19 protein-coding genes and 1 tRNA gene are annotated in these 26,271 nt (G+C 62.0%); 3 read left to right on the top strand and 17 right to left on the bottom strand.

Annotated features, from left to right (window positions below; all coding sequences use genetic code 11):
* Nucleotides 1–17: 17 nt before the first annotated feature.
* From recO to rpoZ, 9 genes are all read right to left on the bottom strand, one after another.
* A complete protein-coding gene (gene recO / locus N554_RS0121930; RefSeq protein WP_029585436.1) occupies nt 18–764 on the bottom strand; it encodes a DNA repair protein RecO in 747 nt (248 codons plus the stop codon).
* A 114-nt stretch (nt 765–878) separates the two neighbouring features.
* The gene (locus N554_RS0121925; RefSeq protein WP_029585435.1) at nt 879–1,259 is read right to left on the bottom strand and encodes a hypothetical protein; all 381 of its coding nucleotides are present in this window, start codon (nt 1,257–1,259) and stop codon (nt 879–881) included.
* A gap of 11 nt (nt 1,260–1,270) precedes the next feature.
* On the bottom strand, nt 1,271–2,197 hold the full coding sequence (era, locus tag N554_RS0121920) for a GTPase Era (RefSeq protein ID WP_029585434.1): 927 nt from the start codon (nt 2,195–2,197) through the stop codon (nt 1,271–1,273).
* Nucleotides 2,190–3,014 (bottom strand): ribonuclease III, encoded by an 825-nt coding sequence (rnc, locus tag N554_RS0121915; protein ID WP_029585433.1) that lies wholly within the window; start codon nt 3,012–3,014, stop codon nt 2,190–2,192. The genes era and rnc overlap by 8 nt, the downstream gene beginning before the upstream one ends.
* Nucleotides 3,011–3,769, bottom strand: a complete 759-nt coding sequence (lepB, locus tag N554_RS0121910) for a signal peptidase I (RefSeq protein ID WP_029585432.1) — start codon at nt 3,767–3,769, stop codon at nt 3,011–3,013. The genes rnc and lepB overlap by 4 nt, the downstream gene beginning before the upstream one ends.
* Before the next feature lie 276 nt (nt 3,770–4,045).
* On the bottom strand, nt 4,046–4,465 hold the full coding sequence (gene acpS, locus N554_RS0121900; protein WP_029585431.1) for a holo-ACP synthase: 420 nt from the start codon (nt 4,463–4,465) through the stop codon (nt 4,046–4,048).
* Nucleotides 4,462–5,259 carry a pyridoxine 5'-phosphate synthase gene (locus N554_RS0121895; RefSeq protein ID WP_051677633.1) on the bottom strand — a complete coding sequence of 266 codons (798 nt, stop codon included), beginning with the start codon at nt 5,257–5,259 and terminating at the stop codon, nt 4,462–4,464. Before N554_RS0121895 ends, acpS begins: the two co-directional genes overlap by 4 nt.
* 146 nt (nt 5,260–5,405) lie before the next feature.
* Nucleotides 5,406–7,700, bottom strand: coding sequence for a RelA/SpoT family protein (locus tag N554_RS0121890; RefSeq protein WP_029585429.1), 2,295 nt, complete (start codon nt 7,698–7,700; stop codon nt 5,406–5,408).
* Between the two features lie 302 nt (nt 7,701–8,002).
* A complete protein-coding gene (rpoZ, locus tag N554_RS0121885; RefSeq protein WP_024512695.1) occupies nt 8,003–8,395 on the bottom strand; it encodes a DNA-directed RNA polymerase subunit omega in 393 nt (130 codons plus the stop codon).
* A gap of 368 nt (nt 8,396–8,763) precedes the next feature.
* On the opposite strand from rpoZ, the gene N554_RS0121880 reads away from it, so the two are divergent.
* The gene (locus N554_RS0121880; RefSeq protein ID WP_029585428.1) at nt 8,764–9,393 is read left to right on the top strand and encodes a LabA-like NYN domain-containing protein; all 630 of its coding nucleotides are present in this window, start codon (nt 8,764–8,766) and stop codon (nt 9,391–9,393) included.
* Nucleotides 9,371–10,069 (top strand): uracil-DNA glycosylase, encoded by a 699-nt coding sequence (locus N554_RS0121875; RefSeq protein WP_081851358.1) that lies wholly within the window; start codon nt 9,371–9,373, stop codon nt 10,067–10,069. Before N554_RS0121880 ends, N554_RS0121875 begins: the two co-directional genes overlap by 23 nt.
* A 107-nt stretch (nt 10,070–10,176) precedes the next feature.
* Here the strand turns inward: N554_RS0121875 and N554_RS0121870 are convergent, their stop codons facing one another.
* From N554_RS0121870 to dapA, 4 genes are all read right to left on the bottom strand, one after another.
* Entirely contained in the window at nt 10,177–10,752 is a 576-nt protein-coding gene (locus N554_RS0121870; protein ID WP_029585426.1) for a peroxiredoxin, read from the bottom strand.
* A gap of 90 nt (nt 10,753–10,842) precedes the next feature.
* Nucleotides 10,843–11,316, bottom strand: coding sequence for an SsrA-binding protein SmpB (smpB, locus tag N554_RS0121865; RefSeq protein WP_029585425.1), 474 nt, complete (start codon nt 11,314–11,316; stop codon nt 10,843–10,845).
* Between the two features lie 57 nt (nt 11,317–11,373).
* Nucleotides 11,374–11,538: a hypothetical protein gene (locus tag N554_RS41085; RefSeq protein WP_197033678.1), complete on the bottom strand. Its 165-nt coding sequence runs from the start codon at nt 11,536–11,538 to the stop codon at nt 11,374–11,376.
* Between the two features lie 17 nt (nt 11,539–11,555).
* Nucleotides 11,556–12,446, bottom strand: coding sequence for a 4-hydroxy-tetrahydrodipicolinate synthase (gene dapA, locus N554_RS0121855; protein ID WP_029585424.1), 891 nt, complete (start codon nt 12,444–12,446; stop codon nt 11,556–11,558).
* A gap of 294 nt (nt 12,447–12,740) precedes the next feature.
* On the opposite strand from dapA, the gene N554_RS0121850 reads away from it, so the two are divergent.
* Entirely contained in the window at nt 12,741–14,906 is a 2,166-nt protein-coding gene (locus N554_RS0121850; protein WP_245283674.1) for a lytic transglycosylase domain-containing protein, read from the top strand.
* Between the two features lie 124 nt (nt 14,907–15,030).
* Here the strand turns inward: N554_RS0121850 and N554_RS0121845 are convergent, their stop codons facing one another.
* From N554_RS0121845 to N554_RS0121825, 4 genes are all read right to left on the bottom strand, one after another.
* The gene (locus N554_RS0121845) at nt 15,031–19,851 is read right to left on the bottom strand and encodes an NAD-glutamate dehydrogenase (protein WP_029585422.1); all 4,821 of its coding nucleotides are present in this window, start codon (nt 19,849–19,851) and stop codon (nt 15,031–15,033) included.
* 87 nt (nt 19,852–19,938) lie between these two features.
* Nucleotides 19,939–23,175 (bottom strand): ABC transporter substrate-binding protein, encoded by a 3,237-nt coding sequence (locus tag N554_RS37460; protein ID WP_051677631.1) that lies wholly within the window; start codon nt 23,173–23,175, stop codon nt 19,939–19,941.
* Between the two features lie 240 nt (nt 23,176–23,415).
* Nucleotides 23,416–24,993, bottom strand: coding sequence for a porin (locus N554_RS0121835; RefSeq protein WP_029585420.1), 1,578 nt, complete (start codon nt 24,991–24,993; stop codon nt 23,416–23,418).
* A 938-nt stretch (nt 24,994–25,931) separates the two neighbouring features.
* A tRNA-Ser gene (locus tag N554_RS0121825) sits at nt 25,932–26,025 on the bottom strand.
* Nucleotides 26,026–26,271 lie beyond the last annotated feature (246 nt).

The following is a 26,271-nucleotide window of genomic DNA, read 5'->3' as shown; positions in this document are numbered from 1 at the left end:
TAGGCCGCTCGGCGGCGCTACGGAACCGCGACCCTCGCCCGATGCTTCGTCACCGCATTGATAAACCCGTCGCGGGCGTCGGAGTGACCCTGCCCGCGCGGTTCCAGTACATGGCGCAGCAAGAACATTCCGGTGAGCTGAAAGCCGTCCTGCAGGTCCTGGTCCGACCAGCCGTTGGGCCCGCCGCCCTCGCGCAAAAACGCCGGCAGCCGCAACAGCCGGTCGCGCCAGGGATCGCCAGCCTGCCGCGACACCGCGCCGCCGGATTTCGGCGACACGTAAATCAGGTCCTTGGTTTCGCCGGTGGCGGCGCAGTTTTCCAGATCGAGCCCGAAGCCGAGCTCGGTGAGCATCGCCAGCTCGAACTTTATCAGTTGGATGGCGGCTTCGCCGATGTCGTCAAAGTCATCCAGCGTCCGCTCCAGCATCTCGAAAAGGTCTTCGTGCGGATCGCGCTCCGGCAACAGCCGCGCCAGCGAGGCCAGATGCGTTACCCCATAGGTCGCGTGCGACGACGCCAGCACAGTGGCGGCGCGCAGGCGCGTGCCCTCGATCGCGTAATAGCCGAGATGCTCGTCGAGCCGTGCCCGCCACACCGCGCGCACGCTGTTGCCGGGCTGCAGCATCGGCCGCATCCGCTTGCTGGAGCCGCCGCGCACCAAGCCGAGATGACGGCCATGGCCGCGCGTCAGGAGTTCGACAATGGCGCTTGATTCGCCATGCCGGCGCACCCCCAGCACGATGCCGTCGTCAGTCCATTCCATGGGTCGGAGTATAACATGCAGGGTGGACTGAGCGAAGCGCACCCTCTTTGCGCGGCGCGAAGAGCACGACTTTGCCTACCCTGCAGCACCGCGTCCGGGACGCGAGACTGCTGGCTACCTGTTAAACCAACCCCGCGCGTCGCCGGTGCAGGAAAAATACAAGCCCGCCGCCGTCAACGCGCAGGAAACGATCTCGATGCCGCTATCGAGCTGAACGCCGCTGCCGCCGATGGTCTGCACCAGCGAGATGACTGAAAGTACCAAGCCACCGGCCAGCACCCAGCGCGGCCAGTTCTTCCGCCGCTGCGCGGCGAGCCAGACAAAGTAGACTAGCAACAGAATCAGGCAGCCCGCCATCACGGTTGCCACCGAGATCATTGATTCCGTCAGCTCGGCGTTCGGCGTGCGGTCCTGGAATGCGACCGAGAGCGCATCCAGCGTCAGCGACGAATACAACAGCACTTCAAACCGCAGCACGTTCTTGGGTACGTTCATCAGGGCGCCAGCTATTCCTTCGGGAATTCTAGTCCCATCTCACGGTAACGGTCGGGGTCGTCGCCCCAGTTCCCGCGCACTTTCACGAACAAGAACAGATGTACGGGCACGCCGACGATCTCGGCAATTTCCTTGCGCGATTCCGCGCCGATCGACTTGATGGTGGCGCCGCCCTTGCCGAGCACGATCTTGCGCTGGCTTTCGCGCTCGACAAAAATCGTCTGCTCGATTCGAATCGATTTATCGTTGCGCTCGGTCCAGCTATCAGTCTCAACGGTGGACTGATACGGCAGTTCCTGATGCAGTTGGCGGAAGATTTTTTCCCGCGTGATTTCAGCCGCCAGGTGTCGCATCGGCGCATCCGACATCTGGTCCTCGGGATAAAGAAACGGCCCCGGCTCCACCATTTCCGCCAGCGTGCGGCGCAGGTCGTCGACGCCATCACCCGACAGTGCCGAGACCATGAAGGTCCCTGCGAAAGTCAGGCGGTCGTTGGCCGCCTTGGCGAGTGCCAGCAGCTTCTCGCGCGGAACCAAGTCGATCTTGTTCAGCACCAGAATTTTGTCGTGACCAACAGTTGCGACTTTCGTGAGGATCGCGTCGGCTTCCTCGTCGATCCCCGCCTTCGCGTCGAGCAGCACGCAGACCAGATCGGCGTCATGCGCCCCGCTCCATGCCGTCGACACCATCGCGCGATCGAGCCGCCGCTTGGGTAAGAATATTCCGGGCGTATCGACCAGAACGATCTGCGCGTTGTTTTCGATCACGATGCCGCGGATCAGCGCGCGGGTGGTCTGCACCTTGCGCGAGACGATCGTCACCTTGGAGCCGACGAGCGCGTTGACCAGCGTCGACTTGCCGACATTGGGGGCACCGATCAGCGCGACAAAGCCGCAGCGCGTCGCCGCCGGCGCGGCATTGTCAGAGGGGTTATCCATCGCTGTTACCGCCGCCGCCGCCGACGCCTTCGCGCTCGATCATCACGGAGGCGGCAACCTTTTCGGCCGCGCGCTTGCTGCCGCCGACGCCCTCGGCCGGCGCCAGACCCGGCAGATCCACAGCAACGCGGAATTGCGGATCGTGATGCGGTCCGGTGCGCTCGATCTCGCGATAAACCGGCGTGGGCAGACCTTTGCCTTGCGCCCATTCCTGCAGCACCGTCTTGGGATCGCGCAGCGGCCGGCGCGGCTTGCGCATCCGCTCGGTCCAGTTGCGTTCGACGAACTGCGCGGCCGCGCCGTAGCCGCCATCGAGAAACACCGCGCCGATCACCGCTTCGCAGATGTCGCCAAGCACGGATTTGCGCAGGCGCGCCCCCGCCCCTGCCCCGACCGCGCCAAGCTTGATGTCATCAAGCAGCCCGAGCGACTTCGCCACATCCGCGCAGCTCTCCTTGCGCACGAGGTCGGCGAGACGCTTCGACAGTTCGCCTTCGTTGGCAGTCGGGAAAGCGCGATACAGCATGTCGGACACGATAAGCCCGAGCACGTGATCGCCGAGAAATTCCAGACGCTGGTAGCTGTCGCCGCGCTTGCGCGCGGATTTCAAGGCGGAAACGTGGGTGAAGGCGGTGGCCAGCAGCGTGGGGTCGGCAAATTTGTGCCCGATGCGGGCCTCGAGCGCCGCGGTGGCGGCCTTGGCGCTGACTTTGCCGCGCTTTTTCTTCGCGGCCACGGGCTCGCCGCCCGCCTCAGGCTGAGGGCTTGCTTCGCCTGATGACGATGAGGTCAGGATATCAGGTGTTTCGTCGTTCATCGCACGATGGTGAATAGGCGATTCCAGCGCACCGCGGTGGGCCAGCGCCAGAACATCCAGGCGTGCTCACCTTCGGCAATGGAGAAGAAGATCATCTGGGCACGGCCGACGATGTTCTCGAACGGCACGTAGCCTACCGCCGACAGCACGCGGCTGTCGGTTGAGTTGTCCCGATTATCGCCCATCATGAAGAAATGACCGGGCGGCACTGTGTAGACATTGGTGTTGTCGTAGAAACCGTTATCGACGCAATCCAGCGACTCATAGCTGACGCCGTTCGGCAGCGTCTCCTTCCAGCGCTTGACCCGGGCGGTAGCATCGGAACCGCAAGGATCCTCGCCGATGAAATCGCTCAGGCGCTCGCGTTTCACCGGGGTATCGTTGATATAGAGCAGCCCCTCTTTCATCTGGATGCGGTCGCCGGGCAAGCCGATCACGCGCTTGATGTAGTCGGTGGAATCATCCTTCGGCAGGCGGAAGACGACGATATCGCCCCGCGCCGGCTCGGAACCGAAAATGCGTCCTGAAAACAACGGCGGCGACAGCGGTATGGAGTAGTGGCTGTAACCGTAGGAATATTTCGAGACGAACAGATAGTCCCCGACCAGAAGCGTGGCCTTCATCGATCCCGAGGGGATGTTGAAGGGCTGGAACAGGAAGGTGCGGATCACAAGCGCAATCAACAGAGCGTGAATGACGACGCGGATGGTTTCACCCAAGCCGCTCTCAGATTTTGTCCCGGATGTCACGCTCATCGCTTTCCCAATTCCCCGTCGCGATTCGCCGCGCGGTGGCAGAACATTTTCCTCACGCGAATCGCTATTCGTTTCGCGTCAAGAAAATGGTCCTGATTCTGATATTGCGAACGAATTCCGGCGCAAACCTGAATTCGCCCTGTTGAAACTATCGCGCGCGTTTTAGACGGTTGTTCACAGCCGCGCAATCAACGGCTCTGTTAAAACTTGCTAATCCTTTGACAAGTCAAAGATTTTTAGTTTTGCGTCAACCGCCGGCCACTCCACCCCGACGCCTCACGGTTTGGCCGGGTCAACCGCCGAAATTATGACGAATGCCTGCGCCATCGGCCAGTCGTCGGTGATGCTCAGATCGATCCGCGCCTCCTGGCCCGCCGGCGTTAGCGCCTCGAGCCGGGCCAGCGCCCCGCCCGTCAGTTGCATGGTCGGACGGCCGCCCGGCAGGTTCACCACCCCCATGTCACGCCACCAGACGCCCTGTCGGATTCCGGTGCCGAGCGCCTTGGAACAGGCCTCCTTGGCGGCAAACCGCTTGGCGTAGGTCGCCACTACCATCTTCTCGCTTTTAACGCGGCGCGCGGCCTTGGCGCGTTCGGCGTCCGTAAAAATGCGGTCCAGAAAGCGCTCGCCGTGCCGCTCGATGACCTTGGCGACACGGCGGATGTCGATCAGGTCGGAGCCGATGCCGATGATCATGCCCGGCCTGTCAGATTCTGGCCCGCATGATCCCGGCTGACAAGCTTCCCGCGGCCGCGGTCCATCGCGGCCCGCATCGCGCGAACCGTCTCACCGAGGCCGACGAACAACGCCTCTCCGATCATGTAGTAGCCGATATTCAGTTCGACGACCTCAGGCAGGGAGGCGATCTTCTCCGCGGTGACATAATCGAGGCCGTGGCCGGCCTGGACTTCCAGGCCGGCAGAATGTGCAAGTGCTGCGCCGGCAACGATGCGCTGCCATTCCGCTTCTGCCTTCGCTGCATGGCCGTCGACCACGGCGTCGCACCAGGCGCCGGTGTGAATTTCGATCACCGGAGCGCGCAGCTTCGCCGCGGTTTCGATCTGTCGCGGCTCGGCGGCGATGAATAGCGACACCCGCACGCCGGCATCGTTCAATGTTGCGATGAACGGCGCGAGAGCGTTGTGCTGTCCGACCACGTCGAGGCCGCCCTCGGTGGTGAGCTCTTCGCGCCGCTCAGGCACCAGGCACACCGCGTGCGGCTTGGTCGCAAGCGCGATTTTCAGCATGTCCGGGGTCGCCGCCATTTCGAAGTTCAGCGGCTTTGAGATTTCCGCCTTCAGCCGCGCCATGTCTTCGTCGCGAATATGCCGCCGGTCCTCGCGCAGATGCGCGGTGATGCCATCGGCGCCGGCCTCGATCGCGAGCAGCGCCGCGCGCACCGGATCCGGCCGCTCGCCCGCCCGCGCGTTGCGCAGCGTGGCGACGTGGTCGACATTGACTCCGAGACGCAGCGGAGGAGGTTTTGGCATGATCGACTTCCAGCAAACGTTGCAGCAAACAAAACCCTCATCCTGAGGAGCGGCCCCTTGGCCGCGTCTCGAAGGATGAGAGGCAGGCAGTCTCATGGTTCGAGACGCGCGCAAGAGCGCGCTCCCCTCACCATGAGGAGTTTTATTTACCCATTGACGCGTTCGACCCGTGCGACGACGGCTTTGGCGCGCAACTGGGCGATAATAGCGCTGAGATGCTTCAGGTCATAGACCTCAAGATCGATGGTGAGCTCGGTAAAGTCCGGCGAGCGCCTCCTCATGCTGATATTGTCGATATTGCCGTCGTGCTCGGCGATCACGGTGGCGACTTGGGCGAGGCTTCCGGGCTCGTTGACATTGTCGACCAAAATCCGCGCCGGAAAACGCTGAGGTGTGGCCTCGTCGACATCCCAGCGCACGTCGAGCCAGCGCTCCGGCTCTTCCTCGAAGTCCCTCAGCGCCGGCGACTGGATCGGATAGATCGTGATGCCCTCTCCCAGGGTGACGATCCCGACGATCCGGTCCCCCGGTACCGCGCCGCCGTTCGGCGCGAATTTGACCGGCAAGTCGGAATTGATGCCGCGCACCGGTATCGCCGACGGGCTGCGGGCGGGATCAAGTGGCGATTTCAGCTTCAATTTGGCCGCAAGGCTTTTCTTGGCGCCATAGCGCGCGACCCGTTCTTCCTTGTAATCCGGATACATCGCACGCGCGACGTCGGAGGCCTTCATCTCGCCGCGCCCGACCGATGCCATCACGTCGTCGATCGAGGCGCGTGCCAGCCGCGGCAACGCGCCCTTCAGCTTGTCGTCGGCGTATTCGATTTTTGCGCGCGCGAACAAGCGCTCGACGATGCGGCGGCCGAGACCGGCATATTGATCGCGCACGGCGGTACGTGTCGCGCGCCGGATCGCCGCGCGCGCCTTGCCGGTGACGGCGAGCGATTCCCAGGCCGACGGCGGCGCCGACTGGGCCTGCGAGGTCAGGACCTCCACCTCATCGCCGTTCTGCAGTTCAGATGACAGCGGCGCAAACTTGCCGTTGATCTTGCATCCCACCGCGCTGTTGCCGACGTCGGTATGCACGGCATAGGCGAAGTCGATCACGTTGGCCTGGCGCGGCAGCGCGATCAGTTTTCCCTTCGGCGTGAAACAGAACACCTGATCGTGAAACAGCTCCAGCTTGGTGTGTTCGAGGAACTCTTCGGGGTTGGCGCCGTCAGACAAAACCGCGATGGTGTGGCGCAGCCAGGCGAAGGCGTTGGATTCGCGCTTCAAGAGTTCGGTCGGTGAACCCACCCCATCCTTGTAGAAGGCGTGCGCGGCAATGCCGAATTCCGCGATCTGATCCATCTCCTTGGTGCGGATCTGCAATTCGACGCGCTGGTTGCCAGGACCGATCACGGTGGTGTGGATCGAACGATAGTCGTTCTGCTTCGGCGTCGAGATGTAGTCCTTGAAGCGACCGGGCACTACCGGCCAGGTGGTATGCACGACGCCGAGCGCGCGGTAGCAGGATTCAAGGTCATTCAGCACGACGCGGAATCCGAAGATATCGGACAATTGCTCGAAGCCGACCGACTTGCGCTCCATTTTGGTCCAGATCGAAAACGGCTGCTTGCGCCGGCCATAGACATGCGCAGTCATGCCGTTCTTCTTGAGATTATTGGAGAGCTGGCTTTCGATTTCGCTGATCAGGTTGCGGTTACGCTCCTCCAGCGAATCCAGCCGCTGTTTCACCACCGCGTATGCTTCCGGATCCAGCGTGCGGAACGAAAGGTCCTCGAGTTCCTCCCGCATCTCCTGCATACCCATGCGGCCGGCGAGCGGCGCATAGATGTCGAGTGTCTCTTCGGCGATGCGGTGGCGGGCTGTGGGCGGCACGAACTCCAGCGTGCGCATGTTGTGCAAGCGGTCCGCGAGCTTGATCAGGAGGACGCGGACATCGTCGGCGATCGCCAGCAGCAGCTTGCGCAGGTTCTCGGCCTGCTTGGCCTCCCGCGATACCAGTTCGAGCCGCTTCAACTTGGTGAGACCGTCCACCAGCGCGCCGATCTCATGCCCGAAGGTGTGATCGATTTCGGCGCGGGTAGCTTCGGTATCCTCAATGGTGTCGTGCAGCAGTGCCGCGACGATGGTGGCGTCGTCGAGCTTGAGGTCGGTGAGGATCGCCGCGACCTCAAGCGGATGTGAGAAGTACGGATCGCCGGAGGCGCGGGTCTGCGCGCCGTGCGCCTTCATGGCGTAGACGTAAGCCCGGTTCAGCAGATCCTCGTCGGTGTCACGATTATAGGACCTGACGCGTTCGACCAGATCGTATTGCCGCATCATGCGCGAACGCGGCGACTTGGCCGCCTTCACCGTCCCAGGCGACGATGGCGCCACATCGACCGATTCGGTCGCGGCCTGCATCTGCCGTAAGTTTCGGCGCCAATACGCCATCGGATCATTGCCTTCGCCTGTGGGCCTCGAATGCGGCCCCACTCATTACCTAGTGCCTTCCCGACCGGAATAGCAGCCCGTTCGGGGCGGGAAACGCTTGATTTTGGGCTTCCGGGGACAGCCTAACGCCAAAACGGCGGTCCTCCGATTAAATCGGAGATAGCCTTTCCAAAATCCGTCCGCGCCCGCGACGGACACATGGTAACCATGAAAACGTCAATAAAAGCAAAGGCCCGGACAAAAGTCCGGGCCTTTTGGCAATTGGACGGGATCGGGACACCCCGGACCGCAATGTGGACGGCTTATTCGTCCTCTTCGGGCTGCTCCTCCGGGGGCGCCAGACCCTCGAGGCCTTTCAAAAGTTCCTCCTCGGTCATACGCTCGACGGCCACTTCGGTATCGTCGGCATCGACGCTGGCGCCAGCCGAGCCGATCAACGGCACGGTATCGGGCTCTGGCTCATCAACTTCGACGAACTTCTGCAGCGAATGAACCAGTTCCTCCCGCAAATCTTCGGGGGAAATCGTCGAGTCCGCGATTTCACGCAGCGAGACCACCGGGTTCTTGTCGTTGTCGCGATCGACCGTCAGCTGTGACCCGGACGAGATCATGCGGGCGCGATGCGCCGCCAACAGGACTAGATCGAACCGGTTGTCGACCTTATCAATGCAATCTTCTACGGTGACGCGCGCCATCGACTGTCGCTCCGTTGGTTGGGACCGAATATGTTGATTAATGCCCGCTAATTATAGGCCTGAAGTGCTTTTCGCAAGACCAATTTGCGATTTGCCCTCCTATTTGGCTCTGCCACCCCCCCGTCTGGGCCCGACGGCCGGAGTGTCCTACCAACCATACGGTTGATGCGCCGTATCGCAATGCCGTCTAGGACAAGAAATCGTTTCATTACATTTGTCCAAAGTATTGGTCTTTTCGCCCTCGCCACACCACATTTGCGGTAGTGTTTTGTAGGGGGCAGATTCACCGGACTTTAGGCAGCAATATCCTGGATATGCGCGGTTAGTTGCCGCTGCGCCAAAAATGCTAACAACGTGAGAACACTTTGATGTCCCCTGCTTCCAACAAGATCGCGCTCTTTATCGATGGCGCCAACCTTTACGCAACCGCCAAGACGCTCGGGTTCGATATCGACTACAAACGCCTGCTGAAGGAATTCCAAAGCCGCGGAACGCTCTTACGCGCGTTCTATTACACCGCGATCATCGAAGATCAGGAGTATTCTTCGATTCGTCCGTTGATCGACTGGCTCGATTACAACGGCTACACCGTCGTCACCAAGGCGACCAAGGAATTCATCGACGCCAGCGGCCGCCGCAAGGTCAAGGGCAACATGGATATCGAGCTCGCGGTCGATGCGATGGAACTCGCCGAACATGTCGATCAGATCGTGTTGTTTTCCGGCGACGGCGATTTCCGCTCGCTGGTCGAGGCGGTGCAGCGCCGCGGGGTGCGGGTTACCGTGGTCTCGACGATTTCGAGCCAGCCGCCGATGATCGCCGACGAGCTGCGGCGCCAGGCCGACGTCTTCACCGATCTGGTGGAACTGCAATCCAAGCTCGGCCGCGATCCTTCCGAGCGTTCTGCCCCGCGGGAGCCGCGTCATCACGCGCCGCAATTCCTGCAGCGCGCGACCACCACGGCGCCGAGGGGCGATGACGACGATTTCGACGATTGAGAATGATCCGGCGAGCGGCCAGCCGCTGCCGGCCGGCGCCGTGCTCCTCCGCACCGAACCCGACCGCAATTGCCCCCTCTGTCCACGGCTCGCTGGTTTCCGCGAGGCGGCGCGCGCGCGCGAACCCAATTGGTTCAATTCGCCGGTGCCGTCGTTCGGCGATCCCGACGGGCGACTGCTGATCGTCGGGCTTGCGCCGGGCTTGCAGGGTGCCAATCGCACCGGGCGGCCCTTTACCGGGGACTTCGCCGGCGACCTGCTCTACGCGACGCTGCTTGAATACGGTTTTGCCAAGGGCATCTATCAGGCGCGGCCCGACGACGGGTTGACGCTGATCGATTGCCGGATCAGCAACGCGGTGCGCTGCGTGCCGCCGCAGAACAAGCCGCTGCCCGCGGAAATCGGCTCCTGCCGGCAATTCCTCTCGGCGACCATCGAGACGATGCCGAGGCTGCGCGCGGTCGTGGCGCTCGGCCGGGTAGCGCATGAATCAATGTTGAAAGCGTTGGGCCTTCGCAGCTCCGCCGCGCCCTTTGCGCACGGCGCAATGCATCCGGCTGGCGCATTGAGGCTTTACGACAGCTATCATTGCTCGCGCTACAACACCAATACCCGGGTGCTGACGCCGGAGATGTTTCGCAGCGTGTTCGCGAGGGTAAGGGCCGATCTGGGCTAGCTGTGGAGCCTGCAGGGTGGGCAAAGCCCGCCGGCGCCGTGCCCACCGTGTTTTGCAGCATCTTGGCAGGCACGCTTCGCTTTGCCGACCCCACCCATTGAACGTTCCTAAACCGGATTCTCCTGCAGCCACGCCAGCACGTCGGCGGCATTCCGATCCGGCGGAAACACGGGATAGAACACGTGGCTGATGCGCGCGTCGTCGACGATCAGCGCCAGCCGCCTGATCATGGTCAGTCCCGCCACCTGCATGGTCGGCAAATTCAGTGGGCGCGTCAGCGCCAACTTCTCATCCGACAAAACCGGAAACGGCAAATGCAGCCGCGAGGCCATCTCGGTCTGGTAGGCATTGTCCTGCGTCGACAGGCCGAACACCTGTTTGGCGCCGGCGGCTTTCAGCTCGGCGAACAGGTCGCGGAATGCGCAAGTTTGTGGCGTGCAGCCGCGCGCCCCCGGAATCATGTCCCAGTCGTCGACCAGCGCGATCTTGCCGGGCTCGCCGGTGCGGGGATAGGCAAACACCACGGTGCGCCCCCGCAGCGCCGATAGCGTCACCGAGGTGTCGTCGGTGGCAATCAGACTGATCGGCGGGATAGTCATGCCCACAAGATGCGCCGCCGCGCCGTCGTCGCTCGGCGCCGGAATCTTGCTCCAGTCGACTTCAAGGAGATTTCGCGGATTCATCGCCTTCCCTCAGCATCCCGACACATTCAGACCTCACGGTGTAGAGGCGCTTTTTGCGCCGTCTCGAACCATGAAGCCGCTACGCTGGCCTTATCCCCGCGCCCGCAGCAGGCGGCCCTTCTCCCTGCTCCAGTCGCGCTTCTTCTCGCTATCGCGCTTGTCGTGCAGTTTCTTGCCCTTCGCCACCGCGAGCAACAGCTTGGCCCGGCCGCGTTCATTGAAGTAAAGCTTTAGCGGGATCAGCGTCATGCCCTCGCGGTCGACCGCACCCATCAGCCGGTTGATCTGCTTCTTGTGCAGCAAGAGCTTGCGCGGTCGCTTCGGCTCGTGGTTGAAGCGATTGGCTTGCAGATATTCCGGAATGTTGGCGTTGATCAGCCAAATCTCGCCGCCCTTGGAATCCGCATAGGATTCCGCGATGGTGGTCTTGCCGTTGCGGATCGACTTGACCTCGGTACCGGTCAGCGCAATCCCCGCTTCCACCGTATCCTCGATCGCATAGTTGAACCGGGCCTTGCGGTTTTCAGCGACGACCTTGATCGTGCGCTCGTTTTTTTCGGCCATGATTAAGTCATTCCAAAGAAACAATCAGCGATAGCACTCAGCCCACGCGAGCGCACGTCAAGACTTTTTGAGCAGATCGCGGATCTCGGTGAGCAACTCTTCCTGACGGGCCGGCTTTGGCGGGGCTGCGGCTTCAGCCACGTTGCCCTTCACGGCGAATTCGCGGAATTCCTTCAGCATCCGCAAACCCTTCTCTTCGACCTCCCTGACCGGACTATTCATCGCTGAACATCGAAGGCTCAGTTGATCAGCCCCGCATGCACCATCGCGCTGCGCACCGCAACGCGGGTGGGTTCGGACACCGGTACCATCGGCAGGCGCAGCGTCTCGTCGATCTTGCCGAGCAGCGAGAGCGCGTATTTCACCGGCGACGGATTGGACTCGATGAAGAGATTGGTGTGGAGCGGCATCAGCTTGTCGTGGAGCTTCAGGGCCGTTGCGAGATCGCCCTTCTGCCAAGCCACGTGAAATTCGGAACACAGCCGCGGCGCGACGTTGGACGTCACCGAAATACAGCCGTGACCGCCATGGGCCATGTAGCCGAGCACGGTGGCATCCTCGCCCGACAATTGGTTGAAATCCTCGCCCAGCCGCGCGCGTTGCTGCGAAACGCGCACCATGCTCGCGGTGGCATCCTTGACGCCGGCGATGTTCTTGAGTTCGAACAGACGCGCCATCGTGTCCACGCTCATGTCGATCACCGACCGCGGCGGAATGTTGTAGATGACGATCGGGATTCCGATCGCGTCGTTGATCGCCTTGAAGTGCTGGTACATGCCTTCCTGGGTCGGCTTGTTGTAATACGGCGTCACCACCAGCACCGCGTTGGCGCCCGCCTGTTCCGCGTGCTGCGCAAGTTCGATGGCTTCTTTGGTCGAATTGGAGCCGGCGCCGGCAATCACGGGCACGCGGCCCCGCGCCTCGTCGATGCACCATTCGACGACACGCTTATGCTCGTCGTGGCTGACGGTCGGGCTTTCACCTGTCGTGCCAACCGGCACAAGGCCGTGGGTGCCCTCGGCAATCTGCCAGCTTACGAGCCGTCGGAAGGCCGGCTCATCGAGCGAGCCGTTTTTGAACGGGGTGACCAAGGCGGTGAATGAGCCCCGGAAATTCGTCTTGGCTGCCATGGACTCCCCTCCGACCGCGCGGTTTACGGCTTTGCTGTATGCTGCAACCGCCAATTCATATCGGGTCTGACGATCCGGCGAAAGGCCCGCCGCGATCCAAAGCCTGGCCGCGATTTTGCCGCGGTGTTGGCGCAAACAGCGGCCACGGCAGACGTATTTAGTGTTTTATCCACAGATTCAATCAAATAGACGTAGGACTTGAGCGGTTGAGCGATTCGCCGCGAAGGGAACGCAGTGACCCCATCCTTCCGCGCAACCGCATTGCGATCCACGGCATTGGCGACACGCCTGGCGCTGGCTGTGGGATTATCAGCATTGGCGGGGGATGCCTGGGCCCAACCGAAAGTTCCATTGCCGAAGCCGAGGCCGGTCGCACGTAATCTCGTGCCGGCGACACTGCCCGCTGTGACCACCGCCGCCAAAACTACTGCTCCCGCCGCGACGCCTAATCCCGCGGCTCCCCTCATCCCACCCGCAACACGGCAACATGCGGCTCTGCCACCTCCGCAGGCGCGTAAACCGCCACCCCCGGCCCCATTGGCGGCAACGTCGTCGACCTCGCAAGCCGATAAAGATGCGCTGGAAAACGTCATCGAGCTGGTGCGCAAGCGCAAGCCCGCGGATGCGACCCAGGCGGAAGCGGCAATATCGGATCCGGTCGCAAAGAAGCTCGCGGAATGGATCATCCTGCGCAGCGACGACAATGGCGCGTCGGTCGAGCGCTATCGCGCGTTCATCTCAGCCAATCCGAGCTGGCCTTCGCAGACCTTCCTGCGCCGGCGCATCGAAGCAGCGTTGTGGGACGACCATCGCGACGATGCCACTGTGTGGGCATGGTTCCAGAACGAGACGCCGTTGTCGGCCAAAGGCAAATTCTCGCTGGCGCGCGCTATGATCGGGCGCGGCGACCGGGTCAATGCGGAGCGCCTGGTCCGCGATGCCTGGCGAAACGATTCCATGTCCGAGGACACCGAGAGCACGGTGCTTGATCTGTTCGGCGCGTTGCTGACGCCGGGCGATCACAAGGCGCGGATGGATCGCCTGCTCTACGGCAGCGAGCACGAAGCCGCGCTGCGCGCCGCAAAGCGGCTGGGCGCCAATCAGGTCGCCTTGGCGAAAGCGCGCATTGCGGCATATAAAAAAGCCTCCAATACCAGGGCGCTGCTGGACGCAGTTCCGCGCGAACTCCATGGCGATCCCGGCTATACGTTCAGCAAGATCCAGCTGCTCCGCCGCGAAGAGAAGTTCGCCGAGGCCGCACACCTGATGATGAGCGCGCCGAAGGATCCCGGCCGCCTCCACAATCTCGACGAATGGTGGATCGAACGGCGATTGCTGTCGCGCAAGTTGATCGACATCGGCGAGCATCGCACCGCCTATCGGATCGCCCGTGACGCCGCACTGCCCGCGCGCGACATCTACAAGACCGAACAGGAGTTCACAGCAGGCTGGATTGCGTTACGCTTTCTGACCGATCCGGCAACCGCTGCGCAGCATTTTGCCCGCATCGGCGTCGGCAGCGTCAACCCGACCGCGCTGGCGCGTGCCGGCTACTGGCAGGGCCGTGCCGCCGAAGCGGCCGGCCGCTCCCAGGACGCCCGCGCCGCCTACACGGCGGCTGCAGCGCAATCGACCAGCTACTACGGTCAGTTGGCGCGCGCGAAACTCGGCTTGCCGCAGATCGAGCTGAATGGCGCGCCGACCGGTCGGTCGCGCGGAATCGAAAGGCTGGAGATCGTTCGCGCGGTACAGCTGCTCTACGAGCTGGACGAGCGCGAAATCGCGATCCCGATTTTTGCCGACATGGGCGAGAACGGTGATCCCGACGCGCTGGTGGGCCTCGGCGAACTGGCCTCTCGGTATAGCGAGGCGCGCGGCATGCTGCTGATGGGCAAGGCCGCGCTCAATCGCGGGCTGCCATTCGATTTCTACGCTTATCCGGTAACGGGAATCCCGCCGTTCAAGTCGATCGGGCCGGAAGTCGAAAAGAGCATGATGTTCGCCATCGCGCGGCAGGAAAGCGCCTTCAATCCTGCCGTGGTCTCGCCGGCGCAAGCCTACGGGCTGATGCAGGTGACGCCGGACGCCGGCCGTTATGTCTGCAAAAGATATGGCGCCAGCTTCGACCTCGGCCGGATGAAGAGCGATCCGGTCTACAACGCAGCGCTCGGCGCCGCCGAGCTCGGCAGCCTGATCGAGGACTATCGCGGCTCCTACATCATGACCTTCGCGGCCTATAATGCCGGCCGCGGCAGCGTCAAAAAATGGATCGAGCGTTACGGCGATCCGCGCGATCCCAAGGTCGACGCAGTCGACTGGGTCGAGCTGATTCCGTTTTCCGAGACCCGCAACTACGTGCAGCGGATCATGGAGAATTTGCAGGTCTATCGCTCGCGATTCGGCGGCGGAACGCGGCTGCAGATCGAGGCCGATTTGCACCGCGGCGCCAGCGTGGAATAGCCGGTCTCGATACTGCAACACCAGCCATTGGTTCGGCACTGGCGACAATTACCCGAGTCCGGCGGAGTGATATTGGGTCTCACAACTGCGCATGCTCCAAATCGCTTGTCGTGAGCATGCCCTCTCAGCCCTTCACCAAATCCCCCAGCAAATTCGCCGCCACCGTCAGCTTGGCGAGCGTCAGGCCACTGGTAGCGATTTCCTCGACCGAATGGCGGATCCGCGTAGCCCTGGGATGGGCCGCGAGCCAGTTCTCGGCGGCCGCCTGGCCGGACTGGCCGGTTGCAAGCATATCGGCGACCAGTCTTCGTTCGGCGGCTGCGATCTGGTCAACGGCGCGGTCGATGGCGAGCCGCTCGAAATAATCGTTCGCCGGCACGCCGCGTGCGGCGGCGATGATCCGGTCGAGACGGAAATTGGCCTCGGCGGCGAAGAAGGTCGCGGCCGTATCGCCGATGGCGCGGTTGCTGCGCTCTGCGACCGCCACGATATCGGGTGCGGAAACCAGGGCGTCGAGATCGGCGAGTGCGCCGGCAAGTTCCACCGGGACGCCGCCGTCGCTCAGGTCTTGCCGGCGCTTGCCGCGCCCAGCCTGCATGTCCTGCGGCAGGTTATTGTCGAGCCCGGCGGCGATCTCACGGATGCTAGGCCCGAAGCGCGAGATCACGGCTTCCAGACCGGCGCTGAAATCGACATTGCGCACATACCAGACCACGCGGGAGTGCAGCAGATCCTGAACCGCGGCGTAGAGGCCGAGCTGCGCTTGACCGTCGATCTTGTTGTCGAGCGCATCAATGGCCTCGTTCAGCCGATTGAGGCCGTAGGATTCATCCACCGCCACGAAGGCCATGGCGATGGTGGGCACGTCGGCATCGGTCTCGTCGATCAGGCGCACCACGCAGGCCGGGCCGCCGCGATTGATCACGGCATTGGCGAGATTGGTGGAGATGATCTCCCGTCGAAGGCGATGGAATTCCACCGAACCGGGGAATTTGTCCCGAACCTCGCGTGGGAAGTATTGGGACAATTCGCGGGCCAGATAGGGATCGTCGGGCACGCCGCTGGCGAGCAGGTCATCGTAGAGCGTCAGCTTGGCGTAAGCGAGCAGCACGGCAAGTTCCGGCCGCGTAAAGGGCTGGCCGCGCCGAGTGCGCTCGGTGATCGCCACATCGTCCGGCAGGAACTCGACGGCGCGGTCAAGGAGGCCGCGCTGCTCGAACGATTGCATCAGGCGGGTGAGGAAGCCGGTCTCGGCCAGGCCCCTGCGCTCGGCCAGCGAAAGCGCCAGCGTCTGCAGATAATTGTTGCGCAGAACCAGCGTGCCGACCTCGTCGGTCATGGCGGAAAGCAGGCTGTTGCGGTCGTTCGGGCTGAGGCGACCATCGCGTTCGGGGCGCGCCAGCGCGATCTTGAGGTTGACCTCGACGTCGGAGGTGTTGACCCCGGCCGAATTGTCGATGGCGTCGGTGTTGAGCTTGATGCCTTTCTGCGCCGCTTCGATGCGGCCGCGCTGGGTCGCGCCGAGATTGGCGCCTTCGCCAATCACACGGGCGCGGACATCCGCGCCTGCGACACGGATCGGATCATTGGTGCGATCGCCGACCTGATCGTCGCTTTCCCCCGAAGCGCGGATATAGGTGCCGATGCCGCCAAACCAGAGCAGGTCGACGCGTGCCTTCAGGATTGCCGTCATCACCTCGAAGGGCGTGGCTTGCGGCTTGTCGAGATCGAGCAAGGCCCGCACTTCCCCCGCGAGCGGGATTGCCTTGAGCGAACGCGAGAACACGCCGCCGCCCGGCGAGATCAGCGACTTGTTGTAATCCTGCCAGCTCGACCGCGGCAGGCTGAACATGCGCAGGCGCTCGGCATGGCTGATGGCCGGGTCCGGCGAGGGATCGATGAAGATGTCGCGGTGATCGAAAGCCGCGACGAGCCTGGTCGCCGGCGAGAGCAGCATGCCATTGCCGAAGACGTCGCCGGACATGTCGCCCACCCCGGCCGCGGTGAAGGGCACGGTCTGGATGTCGGTGCCGAGTTCGCGGAAATGGCGTTTGACGGCTTCCCACGCTCCGCGCGCGGTGATGCCCATCTTCTTGTGGTCATAGCCCTGGCTGCCGCCGGAGGCGAAAGCATCGCCGAGCCAGTGGCTCTTTTCGGCCGAGATCGCGTTGGCGGTGTCGGAAAAGGTGGCAGTCCCCTTGTCGGCGGCGACGACGAGATAGGGGTCATCGCCGTCGTGCCGCACAGTGTTGTCGGGCGGCACGATGGTGTCACCATCGAGATTGTCGGTGAGTTCGAGCAGCGAGCGAATGAAGATGCGATAGGTCTCGGTGCCCTCCGCCATCCAGGCCTCGCGATTGGAGGGCGGCGGCAGGCGTTTGGGCACGAAGCCGCCTTTGGCGCCGACCGGAACGATGACGGCGTTCTTGACCTGCTGTGCCTTGGCCAGGCCGAGGATCTCGGTGCGGAAATCCTGCGGCCGGTCGGACCAGCGCAGGCCGCCGCGCGCCACTTTGCCGAAGCGCAGATGAATGCCTTCGACACGCGGCGAATAGACGAAAATCTCGTAAAGCGGCCGCGGCGCCGGCAGGTCCTCGATCTTGCGCGCTTCGAATTTGAAAGAGATCACCGGACGCGGATGCCCGTCCTGGCCGATCTGCCACAGATTGGTGCGGATGGTGGCCTGCACCAGATTGGTGAAAAGGCGCAAGATGCGGTCTTCATCGAGCGACGCGACGGATTTGAGTTGTTCCTCGATCTCGGCGAGGATCGCCGTCTCGCGTGCCGAGCGCTCGGCGCCGGTGGCGACGAGGTGCGGGTCGAAGCGGGCCCGGAACAACGCGACAATGCTGGCGGTAATCGCGGTGTTGTTGCGCAAAGTCTCCCACATATAGTCCTGGCTGAACGGCGCCCGGATCTGGTGCAGGTAGCGGGAGAAAGCCCGAATGGCCGCAATTTCGCGCCAGCTCAGGGCGGTCCGCAGAATGAGGGCGTTGTACCCATCGGATTCGGCGCGATCGCCCCCCACCGCCATGATCGAGGCTTCCAGGCGATTGTTGAATTCCGTGCCGATAACGACCGGCTTGCCGTCATTGGCCTCGACCGTCATATCGTGCAGCCATACCGGCGCGGGTGCCGGCGTCACGCTGGGCACGATCTGATAGGTGCGTTCGTTGACCACGCGCAGGCCGTGATTTTCGATCACCGGCACCCGGTAGGACAGCGACAGGGGCGCACCACGCGAGAAGACCTTGAGGCCGAAGCGCGTCGGATCGTCCTCGCCCTCGATACGGTGGACTGAAATCGCCACCGGACGAGCCGGGGTGAGCTTTTCGATGGTAGCGATATCGGCAATCGCCTGCGAGGTGTCGAAGGCTTCTATATAGCCGCCGGTGAAGGCCCGGGCATAATGGTTCGCGAGCATGCGGGCCCGCATGCCGTCGGTGGAGGCGGCGAGCGCGGCTTTCAGCTTGTCGGCCCAGGTCGCAGCGATGGCGCTGATCCCCGCCTCCAGCGTCGCGCGCGCGATGACAGGCGTTTCGCCCTCATAGCGCCCGATAATGTAGTGGACGCGGGCAAGCGACCCTTCGGGAAAGGAGGCGTAGGAGGCTGCCAGGGTCCCCATATAGACCTGCGCCAGGAAGGCCGCGACGCGCATACGCACATCGGTGTCATATTTCTCGCGCGGAATGAAGACGAGGATGGAGACGAAGCGGTCGAACTTGTCGGCCCGTGCCAGCGCCCGCACGCGGGGGCGCTCATAGAGCATCAGGATTTCCATGATGAAATTGTAGAGCGTCTCGGCATCGACCTGGAACAGTTCGTCGCGCGGATATTCTTCGAGGATATGCTGGACGGCCTTGCCCGAATGGCTGTCCGCGTCGAAGCCGGCGCGCTCGAGCACCTGCGCCACCTTGCGACGGACATAGGGGATCTGACGCGGCGAGCGGGTATAGGCGCCCGAGGTGAACAGGCCGACGAGGCGCAATTCGCCCTCAATCCGGCCGTCGGGCGTATAGAGCTTGATGCCGACATAATCCATGCGGACACGGCGATGAACGCGGCTGCTTACATTGGCCTTGATGACGATGAGGACGGTCGGCTCGCGCATGAATTCGCGGATTTCCGGCGTCATCACGACCATTTCCGTGCCGCGGCGTAGTACCTTCACATCGGGATCGCGCAGGATGCCGAAACCTTGACCCGCGCTAATTTCGTCCGACGCATCGGTGTCGGACGAGAAACGATATTCGCGCAGGCCCAGGAAGGTGAAATTGTCGGCGCACAGCCATTGCAGGAACTGGTTGGCTTCGGCGATCTCGTCGATCGGCAGCGGCGGCGGATTGGAGTTGAAGGTCTTGATCGCCTGTTCGACACGGGCGCGCATGGCCCGCCAGTCGGTGACGCAGGCGCGCACGTCGTTGAGCGTCTTGGCAAGGCCCTCGATCAGCTTCTGCCGGTCGGCATCAGCGTCGAGACGGGCGATGTGGAAATGGATCAGGCTTTCGCGCTCGCCCTTAACCCCCTCTGGCAGCGTTTCGCCGTGGAAACGCAGGAGTTTGCCTTGCGCATCGCGCTCCACGGCGATGATCGGGTGGGCGACCAGCGTGACTTCGATGCCCTGCTCGGCCAGCTCCGCGATGGTGGAATCGAACAGGAAGGGCATGTTGTCGTTGAGAACTTCGAGCACGGAAATCTCGCGCCCGTCCGGCATCATCGGATTGATGACGCGGATATCGGCACTGCCCGCCGTGCGTCGCTGCACATGTTCCCAGGCCTGTTCTGCCAGGAAAACCAGGGAAGCGGCATCGTAGTTGCCGAGGTCCTCGATATTGGTGTGGTCGAACAGAAGTTCGGCAAAGGCCCGGGGCGCCTTGCCCTGCTGCATGCTTCCCGCTGCCTCGCGGATCAGGGTCGCGCGAGCTTTGTCGTCACGCCAGGCCATAACGTCCTCCGTTTGTGGACGCGCCGTTTAACTGCAGACGCTATTGTCTGCCTGATTTTGGAGTGCAACTGTTGGAGCGCCACTTTTTCATCCGAGATTGATTGTTGCGCGCGCTTTCAGGCATTCCTTTAGCATGAACTTGGCGACGGTATCGCCGGGAAACTTCTTCAGGATGGCACTATAGGCACGCTCGGCCGCAGCAAAATCGCCGGCCTCGATCAGTCGCGAGGCTTTCCAGGTCATCGCACCCAACTCCTCATCCCGATCGCGAACACTAAGCTCTGGATCGTCGCTGGCACGAAGACCGAGCAATTCATAGATCATGAACTCGGTCTTGCGGCCCTTCACCTGAACCCGCTTCAGCGGTCGCGCGAGTATGTCGGCCTGTACCTGGTCGTAGATGCTGTCGCTGATGCAGATGGTGGTACCGAACAACTTGTTGATGCCTTCCAGTCGGGCGGCGACGTTCACGCCGTCTCCCAGAGCAGTGTAGCTCAGCCTGGTCGAAGACCCGACATTGCCGACAAGGACGTTGGCGCAATTGAGCCCGATCCTTATGTGGATTCGCGGTCGTCCTTCCGCCTGCCAGGCATCGTTGACGCGCTCCATGCGGCGTGCCGCCCGCAGAGCGCCGGCGCAGGCGCGTAGAACGTGGTCAGGGCGTTGAACCGGCGCATTCCAGAACGCCATGACGCCATCGCCGATGAACTTGTCGACGGTGCCGCCCTCCTCCGAGATCGCAGTCGAGACTTCCTCGAGATAGGTCGAGATCTGGACCAGAAGGTCATTAGGCGCCAGACTCTCGGAGTGGCTGGAAAAGTTCTCCAGATCGGAAAAGAACACGGTGAGGAATCGCGGCTCAACGCCCAAGGTCAGCGGAATGCCCGACTTGATCAGTTGGCGGACCACGTCGAGTGGAACGAAGGAGGAGAACGATTTCAGCGAGGTCCGAAGCAACGAAGCCGCGGACTCCAACCTTGCAATTTCCTGGATACTCGATGGTGGACGCGCGGGCGTATCAAAATTGAGGCTTTCGATTGCCTGCAATTGCCGGGACACGTTTTCGACCGGCCGCGATAACCGGCGAGAGGCGAAATAGATGAAGAACAACTCGACCATGGTGAGCCCAATGATGACGACCATCATCAATCGATTGGTCTTCTTCAATGTCCCCACGAAATCGTCGATCGGCGTCAACGTGATCACCTGCCAGGGTTGACCGAAGCCACCCGGGAAATTGGCGAAGGCCGCGATCAAATCCTCTCCGTTCGTCGGCGACTGGAAGACGAACCTATCGGCGCCGTTACGAGCATGCCGGCGATGAGCTTCGCGCACCTCGGGATCGTCGATATCAGCCAGAGTTGCGATCTTGAGCACGCCATTCTCGATACGAACGCCCTTCTGCTTGTCCGGGAAGGCAATGATCTTGCCGTTGTTGCGGTCGGCGATGAGGGTGGTGCTGTGGGCGCTGGCCCGGTGCTTGTCGAGAAAACGCGACAGGACGTCCATGGTGATGTTGACGGATGCGCAGCCGATGAAATCGACACCATGGAAAATCGGAACGCGCAAAAACAAAATGGGAAAACCGGTGTCGGGATTGATTGACGGCTCAGTCACCGCAAGCGTCCGCGTATTCTTGGCGGCCTGATAGCCGGGCAAGGTGCGAATGTCGACGTCGGTGGCGACATTATACTTGCCGACTTCATGGGGCCATATGTCGAAGAATGTTCGATGGCGAACACGTAGCAGGGCATAAGTGATTGCATCGATGTAGCTGGAGTGCCAGTTCGCGGCCGCTGGAATGCGAGGATCGGCGCGCCGGCGGTCCTCGTCGATGCGGGTGACCACTCGATGATAACCATCCTCAAAGCTGACATAGATGGCGTCAATATGCGCGGCCGAGGTCAGGGCGCGGTACAGCAGATCGCGGCTTTGCTCGGTACGGAAATAGCCGGGATCGGCGGCGGCCACTTGGGCGAGAAAGCGCAGTGGGCTTTCCGTGCTCTCGATCAAATTCTCGGTACGCTCGATGCCGGCATGGCTCGCCTGAGTGACCGCGTCGTTCAAGATCGAGACGATCGTGGCTGAGTTCTTGCTGTAATTGTAGATCAGGATGAAAATGAGAATGGGAATGCTGAGGCCGATGAACAGCAACGACATGATCAGGCTCAACCTTGGCCGCCCCATTTTGGGGAGCAACGGAAGCGCGCTCAATCGGGCCATCGTGCCCCGCAGAGTGCGGCGGCTTCGGTACACGACCAGGGCCGCAATCGCCAATCCGACCAACACGAGCACCAGCGGAGACAACGAGCGCCACAGGCTACCGTCATTCCCCTTCCAGATCAGTGCCTCGGGCAGCGTATCCTCAGTCAGCAGCCCGAGTTGCCGATAGGTCGCTGCGATGCTTTGCCAGTGTGCAGGATCCTGTTCGCCGATCCGGTCGGGGTCGCGTCCGACCAATGCCTCCGTGTGCTCCGCCTCAAACAGCAGCGCCTCGCGGCTCTTTTTCGCCGAATAGCTCCTGAGGATCAGATCGACCGTCGCCTCCTTGTGCGCCAAAGCATAGGCCCAGCCTTTCACGCTGGCCGCCCTGAACGCCGCGACCCGGTCCGGATGGGCTTTCACCTCCGCTTCGGAAGTACAGAGGTTGTCGCCGTAAAAATCGATGTCGGACGCCGCGGGCGAGAAAGTGCGGTAGGCCGCGCCCAGCTGTTCAAGGACGAACGGCTCACCGGTGCTGTAAGCAACCATGGCGTCGGCCCGACCGGCCAGGAGATCGCGTGGGTTGCCCTCGTGGGCAACGCGCGGCAGGGCCTCGTAATCGATCCCTTCGCGCTTCAGCATCGCGGCGATCTCGTCGCTTCCCGGCGTATCCATCAGCGTCCGGCCGCGCAACTCCGACACGCTGCTGATGTCCGCCCGGCGGGCAACCAGAATGACGGCGGGAGAGCGCTGAAAGATGGCGGCCAATACGACCAGCCGGCGGCCCCTCGCCCATTCGCGCAGAACGCTGGCGCTGCAGACGCCGAAATCCGCCTTGCCGCCGGCGACCGTTTCGGCGACGTCGATACCGGGACCGCCTTCGCGAATGGTGACGTCGAGGCCCGCGTCGCGGTAGAAACCCTGCTCAAGCGCCGCGTAGTAGCCGGCGAACTGAAACTGGTGCTTCCATTTGAGCTGCAGGGATACTGAATCGAGCGCGGCAGCAGGATGCGACGCCAGCAGCACCAGGCAAGCGGCTATAATTAGCCGGCTCAACATGTCCGATTGCTGCGCACGCGGGGCGAGCGGCCAGGCTGCCGCCGCACCGCCAAAAGGCCTCATGACATCGCGCGTCGCATGTGACCCCGCCGAGAGAACCGACCTGCGCATTCCCTGACTATAGCAGCCTAGAACCGTCCAGCGAGTGACAAATGGCGGCTAAGCGCTCGTGAGCTGTATCTCCCGATGACGTGCGCTACTTTTCGGGACAGCAACCGCACTTCGCCGGAGCGTTGGCGCAAAAGAAAATCCCCGGCAGCTTCCTGCCGGGGATTCTTTTAGAGTGTCGTCAGACGATCGGGATCAGAAGTTGCGCTGAACGCGGGCGAGCGCGCTGAACACGTCCTGGTCGGCAAAGTTGTAGACAGCCTGCGGCTTGGGAGCCGGGGGGGTCAACACTGAACTACCAGTGAACTTCTGGTCGAGATGGGTCCACATCACTTCGCCCGAGAACGTCAGGTTCTTGACAGGAGTCCAGCGGGTGATCAGGCCGAGCTGCGAGATGTTGAAGTCCGGATTACAGCTATAGTCTATTGACTTCACAGCGATACCACCGGTGGCGCGAGTGAACTCATTACAGAACAAGAGCTTCGCGGTATTGTCGTACCGAACCGCCGACCAGCTGCCGAACAAGCTCGACGACCAGTACGGATCCCAGTTGTGGTTGAACGCACCACGGAAACCGAAAGCGGTCGTCAGATGGAGACTTCCATCACCACCATTCGCCACGGGCATAAAAATAGCGTCCGTTGTGGCACCAAAGCCAAGGCTCTGGTACGCGCCCGGCACTACACTCCCGCCGCCTTGCGGACTGAAGATCAGGAAGTTCGGCGAGGTTCCGCTGGTGGAGATCACGTTCTTCGTGTCACCCTTTGCGACGGTCGCGTCGAGCTTGATGTCGTCGCCCGGACCGGTCGGGAGGTTCTTGATCTGCAACGCAGCCATCACCGAACCGCCCCACTTGTCCGAGGGGTGGCCGCTGATTTCCGAAAGATTGTTCGGCTGAGCTGTAGCGGCAGTAAGGGCGTTGTACGACGCGTTCACAAGATGCGCCCGGCCTGAAATCTGGAACAGACCCCAAGCCTGATCGATACGGATGTTACCGACGACGTCGGGAGCATGCACGCCACCATAAGCATTCCCGGTCACACCGGCACCGGACGCCGGCAAGCCGGTCGACAGGTTGAAGATCTGCGTGCGGCTGAACACGGCCGGATCATCGAGACCGATGGTGCCGGACACGCCGTTGCCGAACTGCGCGGTGTACTGGATGTTGTTCACGCCGGTGACGGTGTCATGACCGCCGAGCAGGAACGAGGAGTTGTTGCCCGGATAACCATGCCAGGGCGTCGCAAAGGCGGAAGCCGACTTACCGAAGGTGAAGCCGGCGAACTGGATGAACACGAACTCGACCGCGACATAGCCGCCGCCGACGGTGTCAAGCAGGTTGGCGTTGTTGCCGAGGTTGGTGTTCAGGGAGTTCGGGTTGCGGCTGGCGCCCAGGGTGCTGAACTGGAAGTCGCCCTGCAAGAACGTGCGAACCACGCCATATTCCGTGGCGGTACGGGTATCAACCGTCAGCGCCATACGGGAACGAGTCTGGAAAAAATCGGCAAAGCGGTTGCCCTGACCGGTATCCCCCGACCAGGGAGGGGCATCGTAAGGCGAACTTACGTTGAAGCCTGTGTCGACACGCAGATAACCGCCGATCTTCATGCAAGTGTCGGTGCCCGGGATGTACCAGAAACCAGCGCCGTACAGGGAGCATATCTTCACGTACTCGACCGGTTTGGCCTTGACGGGAAGATCGGCTGCCTGTGCCCCACTCATGGCGAGGAGACCCGCCGCTGAGCCGAGGATAAGGCTCTTAACCATCTTCATGTTGACCTCCAAGTAGCTCTGTAGGGAAGCTTTCGGATCCGCCGAGTGAAGCACCGTAGGTTGGTTCCCTTCTCCCTCAAAAACCCACTCAGTCGCTTCGCGCCTTCGGGCACTCCCGAATGAACGCGAGGGATAAGCGAACCACCTAACGGGACGACCTCGGGAGCCCCCCTCCGTCGCATCGACACAATTACCGAACGTCCATGCACACGCAATAAAGGAACCGCTTCAAAGCTCTTCCAATTGACTGTTTTCCGGAATGTGTTGCGCAAATAACACGCGGCCGTGATCAAACTTTATGGCAAGCCATTGTTTTCTAATGGTATTTTCGACTGTTTCCACTTGGGGTCTACACCGCTGCGAGGGCACGCCCGCCTCCAGCCGTCGGCGCACCGACTCGCGCCGAATCGAGCGATCGATACGACTAATTCATCCCATCATTTTCGCGTGGGATCGACGATAGGAAGCAATCACTTCGGGTCCGAAACGCCGTTCGGAACATCAGTACGGCTCGGATCGGCCGTCACATTTGTTAAGGACTCTCCGTCTGTCTTTTCAAGATCAACCACTGCAGCGCAACTCCTCATCGCGATGATGCGAACTGCAGAACCCCTTGATTTTCAGGACTAGAATGCTGTTTCGATGATGCGCAGGAAGTCACCGGGTGACAGTGCATCGCGCGGCGACCTGAATCGAATCTTGTCCATCGGCGTTTTCGGCCAAACGCGTTGCACGACCATCCGACGTCGCGAGCGAGCGTCGCTCGCCCCAACAATCGGGTGCAAATCCTTCGGAATTGCCTTGCGGAATTGGTGAACACTTCCCCGACGCGCGAGCTTCATTAAGGCCGTCCTGCTGCGACAGATGCCTGTGACAGCAACAGACCGTGTGCGCGAACTTAAGTGATCATAAACAATAGCTTACAGGTAAATTGGAATTGGCGGAGACGGAGGGATTCGAACCCTCGATAGGGCTTTACAACCCTATAACGGTTTAGCAAACCGCCGCCTTCAGCCACTCGGCCACATCTCCGGTAAGGCCGATATGCCCGACACGGAGGCGAGCCGCAAGCGGCAGATTTCGGGCCGCCGAGTTCCGAGCGATTTAGTGCCTGAACCGGGAGCTTCAAAAATGAATCCCTGAAGCCGAAGCCAGGACGTCTCGACGTTACGTGCGCTCCGCAAACGCGGCTGAGCAACTCTGCCTTCAGGATTTTTTACCTACGCCAATTCGTCTGCCGTTTCGGGTTGCGCCTCTGCGGTTTGAGGTTCGACTTCG

The organism is Bradyrhizobium sp. URHD0069, from assembly GCF_000701345.1.
Lineage (GTDB): Bacteria > Pseudomonadota > Alphaproteobacteria > Rhizobiales > Xanthobacteraceae > Bradyrhizobium.
The sequence above is the reverse complement of the archived record's forward strand: the minus strand, read 5'-3'. Positions and strand labels throughout refer to the sequence as shown.

Coding starts and splice junctions, on each gene's coding strand:
- N554_RS0121880 (WP_029585428.1), top strand. CDS start 8,764: ATGTCCCCTGCTTCCAACAAGATCGCGCTCTTTATCGATGGCGCCAAC.
- N554_RS41085 (WP_197033678.1), bottom strand. CDS start 11,538: ATGAATAGTCCGGTCAGGGAGGTCGAAGAGAAGGGTTTGCGGATGCTG.
- acpS (WP_029585431.1), bottom strand. CDS start 4,465: ATGATCATCGGCATCGGCTCCGACCTGATCGACATCCGCCGTGTCGCC.
- N554_RS0121835 (WP_029585420.1), bottom strand. CDS start 24,993: ATGAAGATGGTTAAGAGCCTTATCCTCGGCTCAGCGGCGGGTCTCCTC.
- N554_RS0121875 (WP_081851358.1), top strand. CDS start 9,371: ATGACGACGATTTCGACGATTGAGAATGATCCGGCGAGCGGCCAGCCG.
- N554_RS0121845 (WP_029585422.1), bottom strand. CDS start 19,851: ATGGCCTGGCGTGACGACAAAGCTCGCGCGACCCTGATCCGCGAGGCA.
- N554_RS0121890 (WP_029585429.1), bottom strand. CDS start 7,700: ATGGCGTATTGGCGCCGAAACTTACGGCAGATGCAGGCCGCGACCGAA.
- lepB (WP_029585432.1), bottom strand. CDS start 3,769: ATGAGCGTGACATCCGGGACAAAATCTGAGAGCGGCTTGGGTGAAACC.
- N554_RS0121870 (WP_029585426.1), bottom strand. CDS start 10,752: ATGAATCCGCGAAATCTCCTTGAAGTCGACTGGAGCAAGATTCCGGCG.
- dapA (WP_029585424.1), bottom strand. CDS start 12,446: ATGGCAGCCAAGACGAATTTCCGGGGCTCATTCACCGCCTTGGTCACC.
- era (WP_029585434.1), bottom strand. CDS start 2,197: ATGGATAACCCCTCTGACAATGCCGCGCCGGCGGCGACGCGCTGCGGC.
- N554_RS0121895 (WP_051677633.1), bottom strand. CDS start 5,259: ATGCCAAAACCTCCTCCGCTGCGTCTCGGAGTCAATGTCGACCACGTC.
- rpoZ (WP_024512695.1), bottom strand. CDS start 8,395: ATGGCGCGCGTCACCGTAGAAGATTGCATTGATAAGGTCGACAACCGG.
- recO (WP_029585436.1), bottom strand. CDS start 764: ATGGAATGGACTGACGACGGCATCGTGCTGGGGGTGCGCCGGCATGGC.
- N554_RS0121925 (WP_029585435.1), bottom strand. CDS start 1,259: ATGAACGTACCCAAGAACGTGCTGCGGTTTGAAGTGCTGTTGTATTCG.
- smpB (WP_029585425.1), bottom strand. CDS start 11,316: ATGGCCGAAAAAAACGAGCGCACGATCAAGGTCGTCGCTGAAAACCGC.
- rnc (WP_029585433.1), bottom strand. CDS start 3,014: ATGAACGACGAAACACCTGATATCCTGACCTCATCGTCATCAGGCGAA.
- N554_RS37460 (WP_051677631.1), bottom strand. CDS start 23,175: ATGAGGCCTTTTGGCGGTGCGGCGGCAGCCTGGCCGCTCGCCCCGCGT.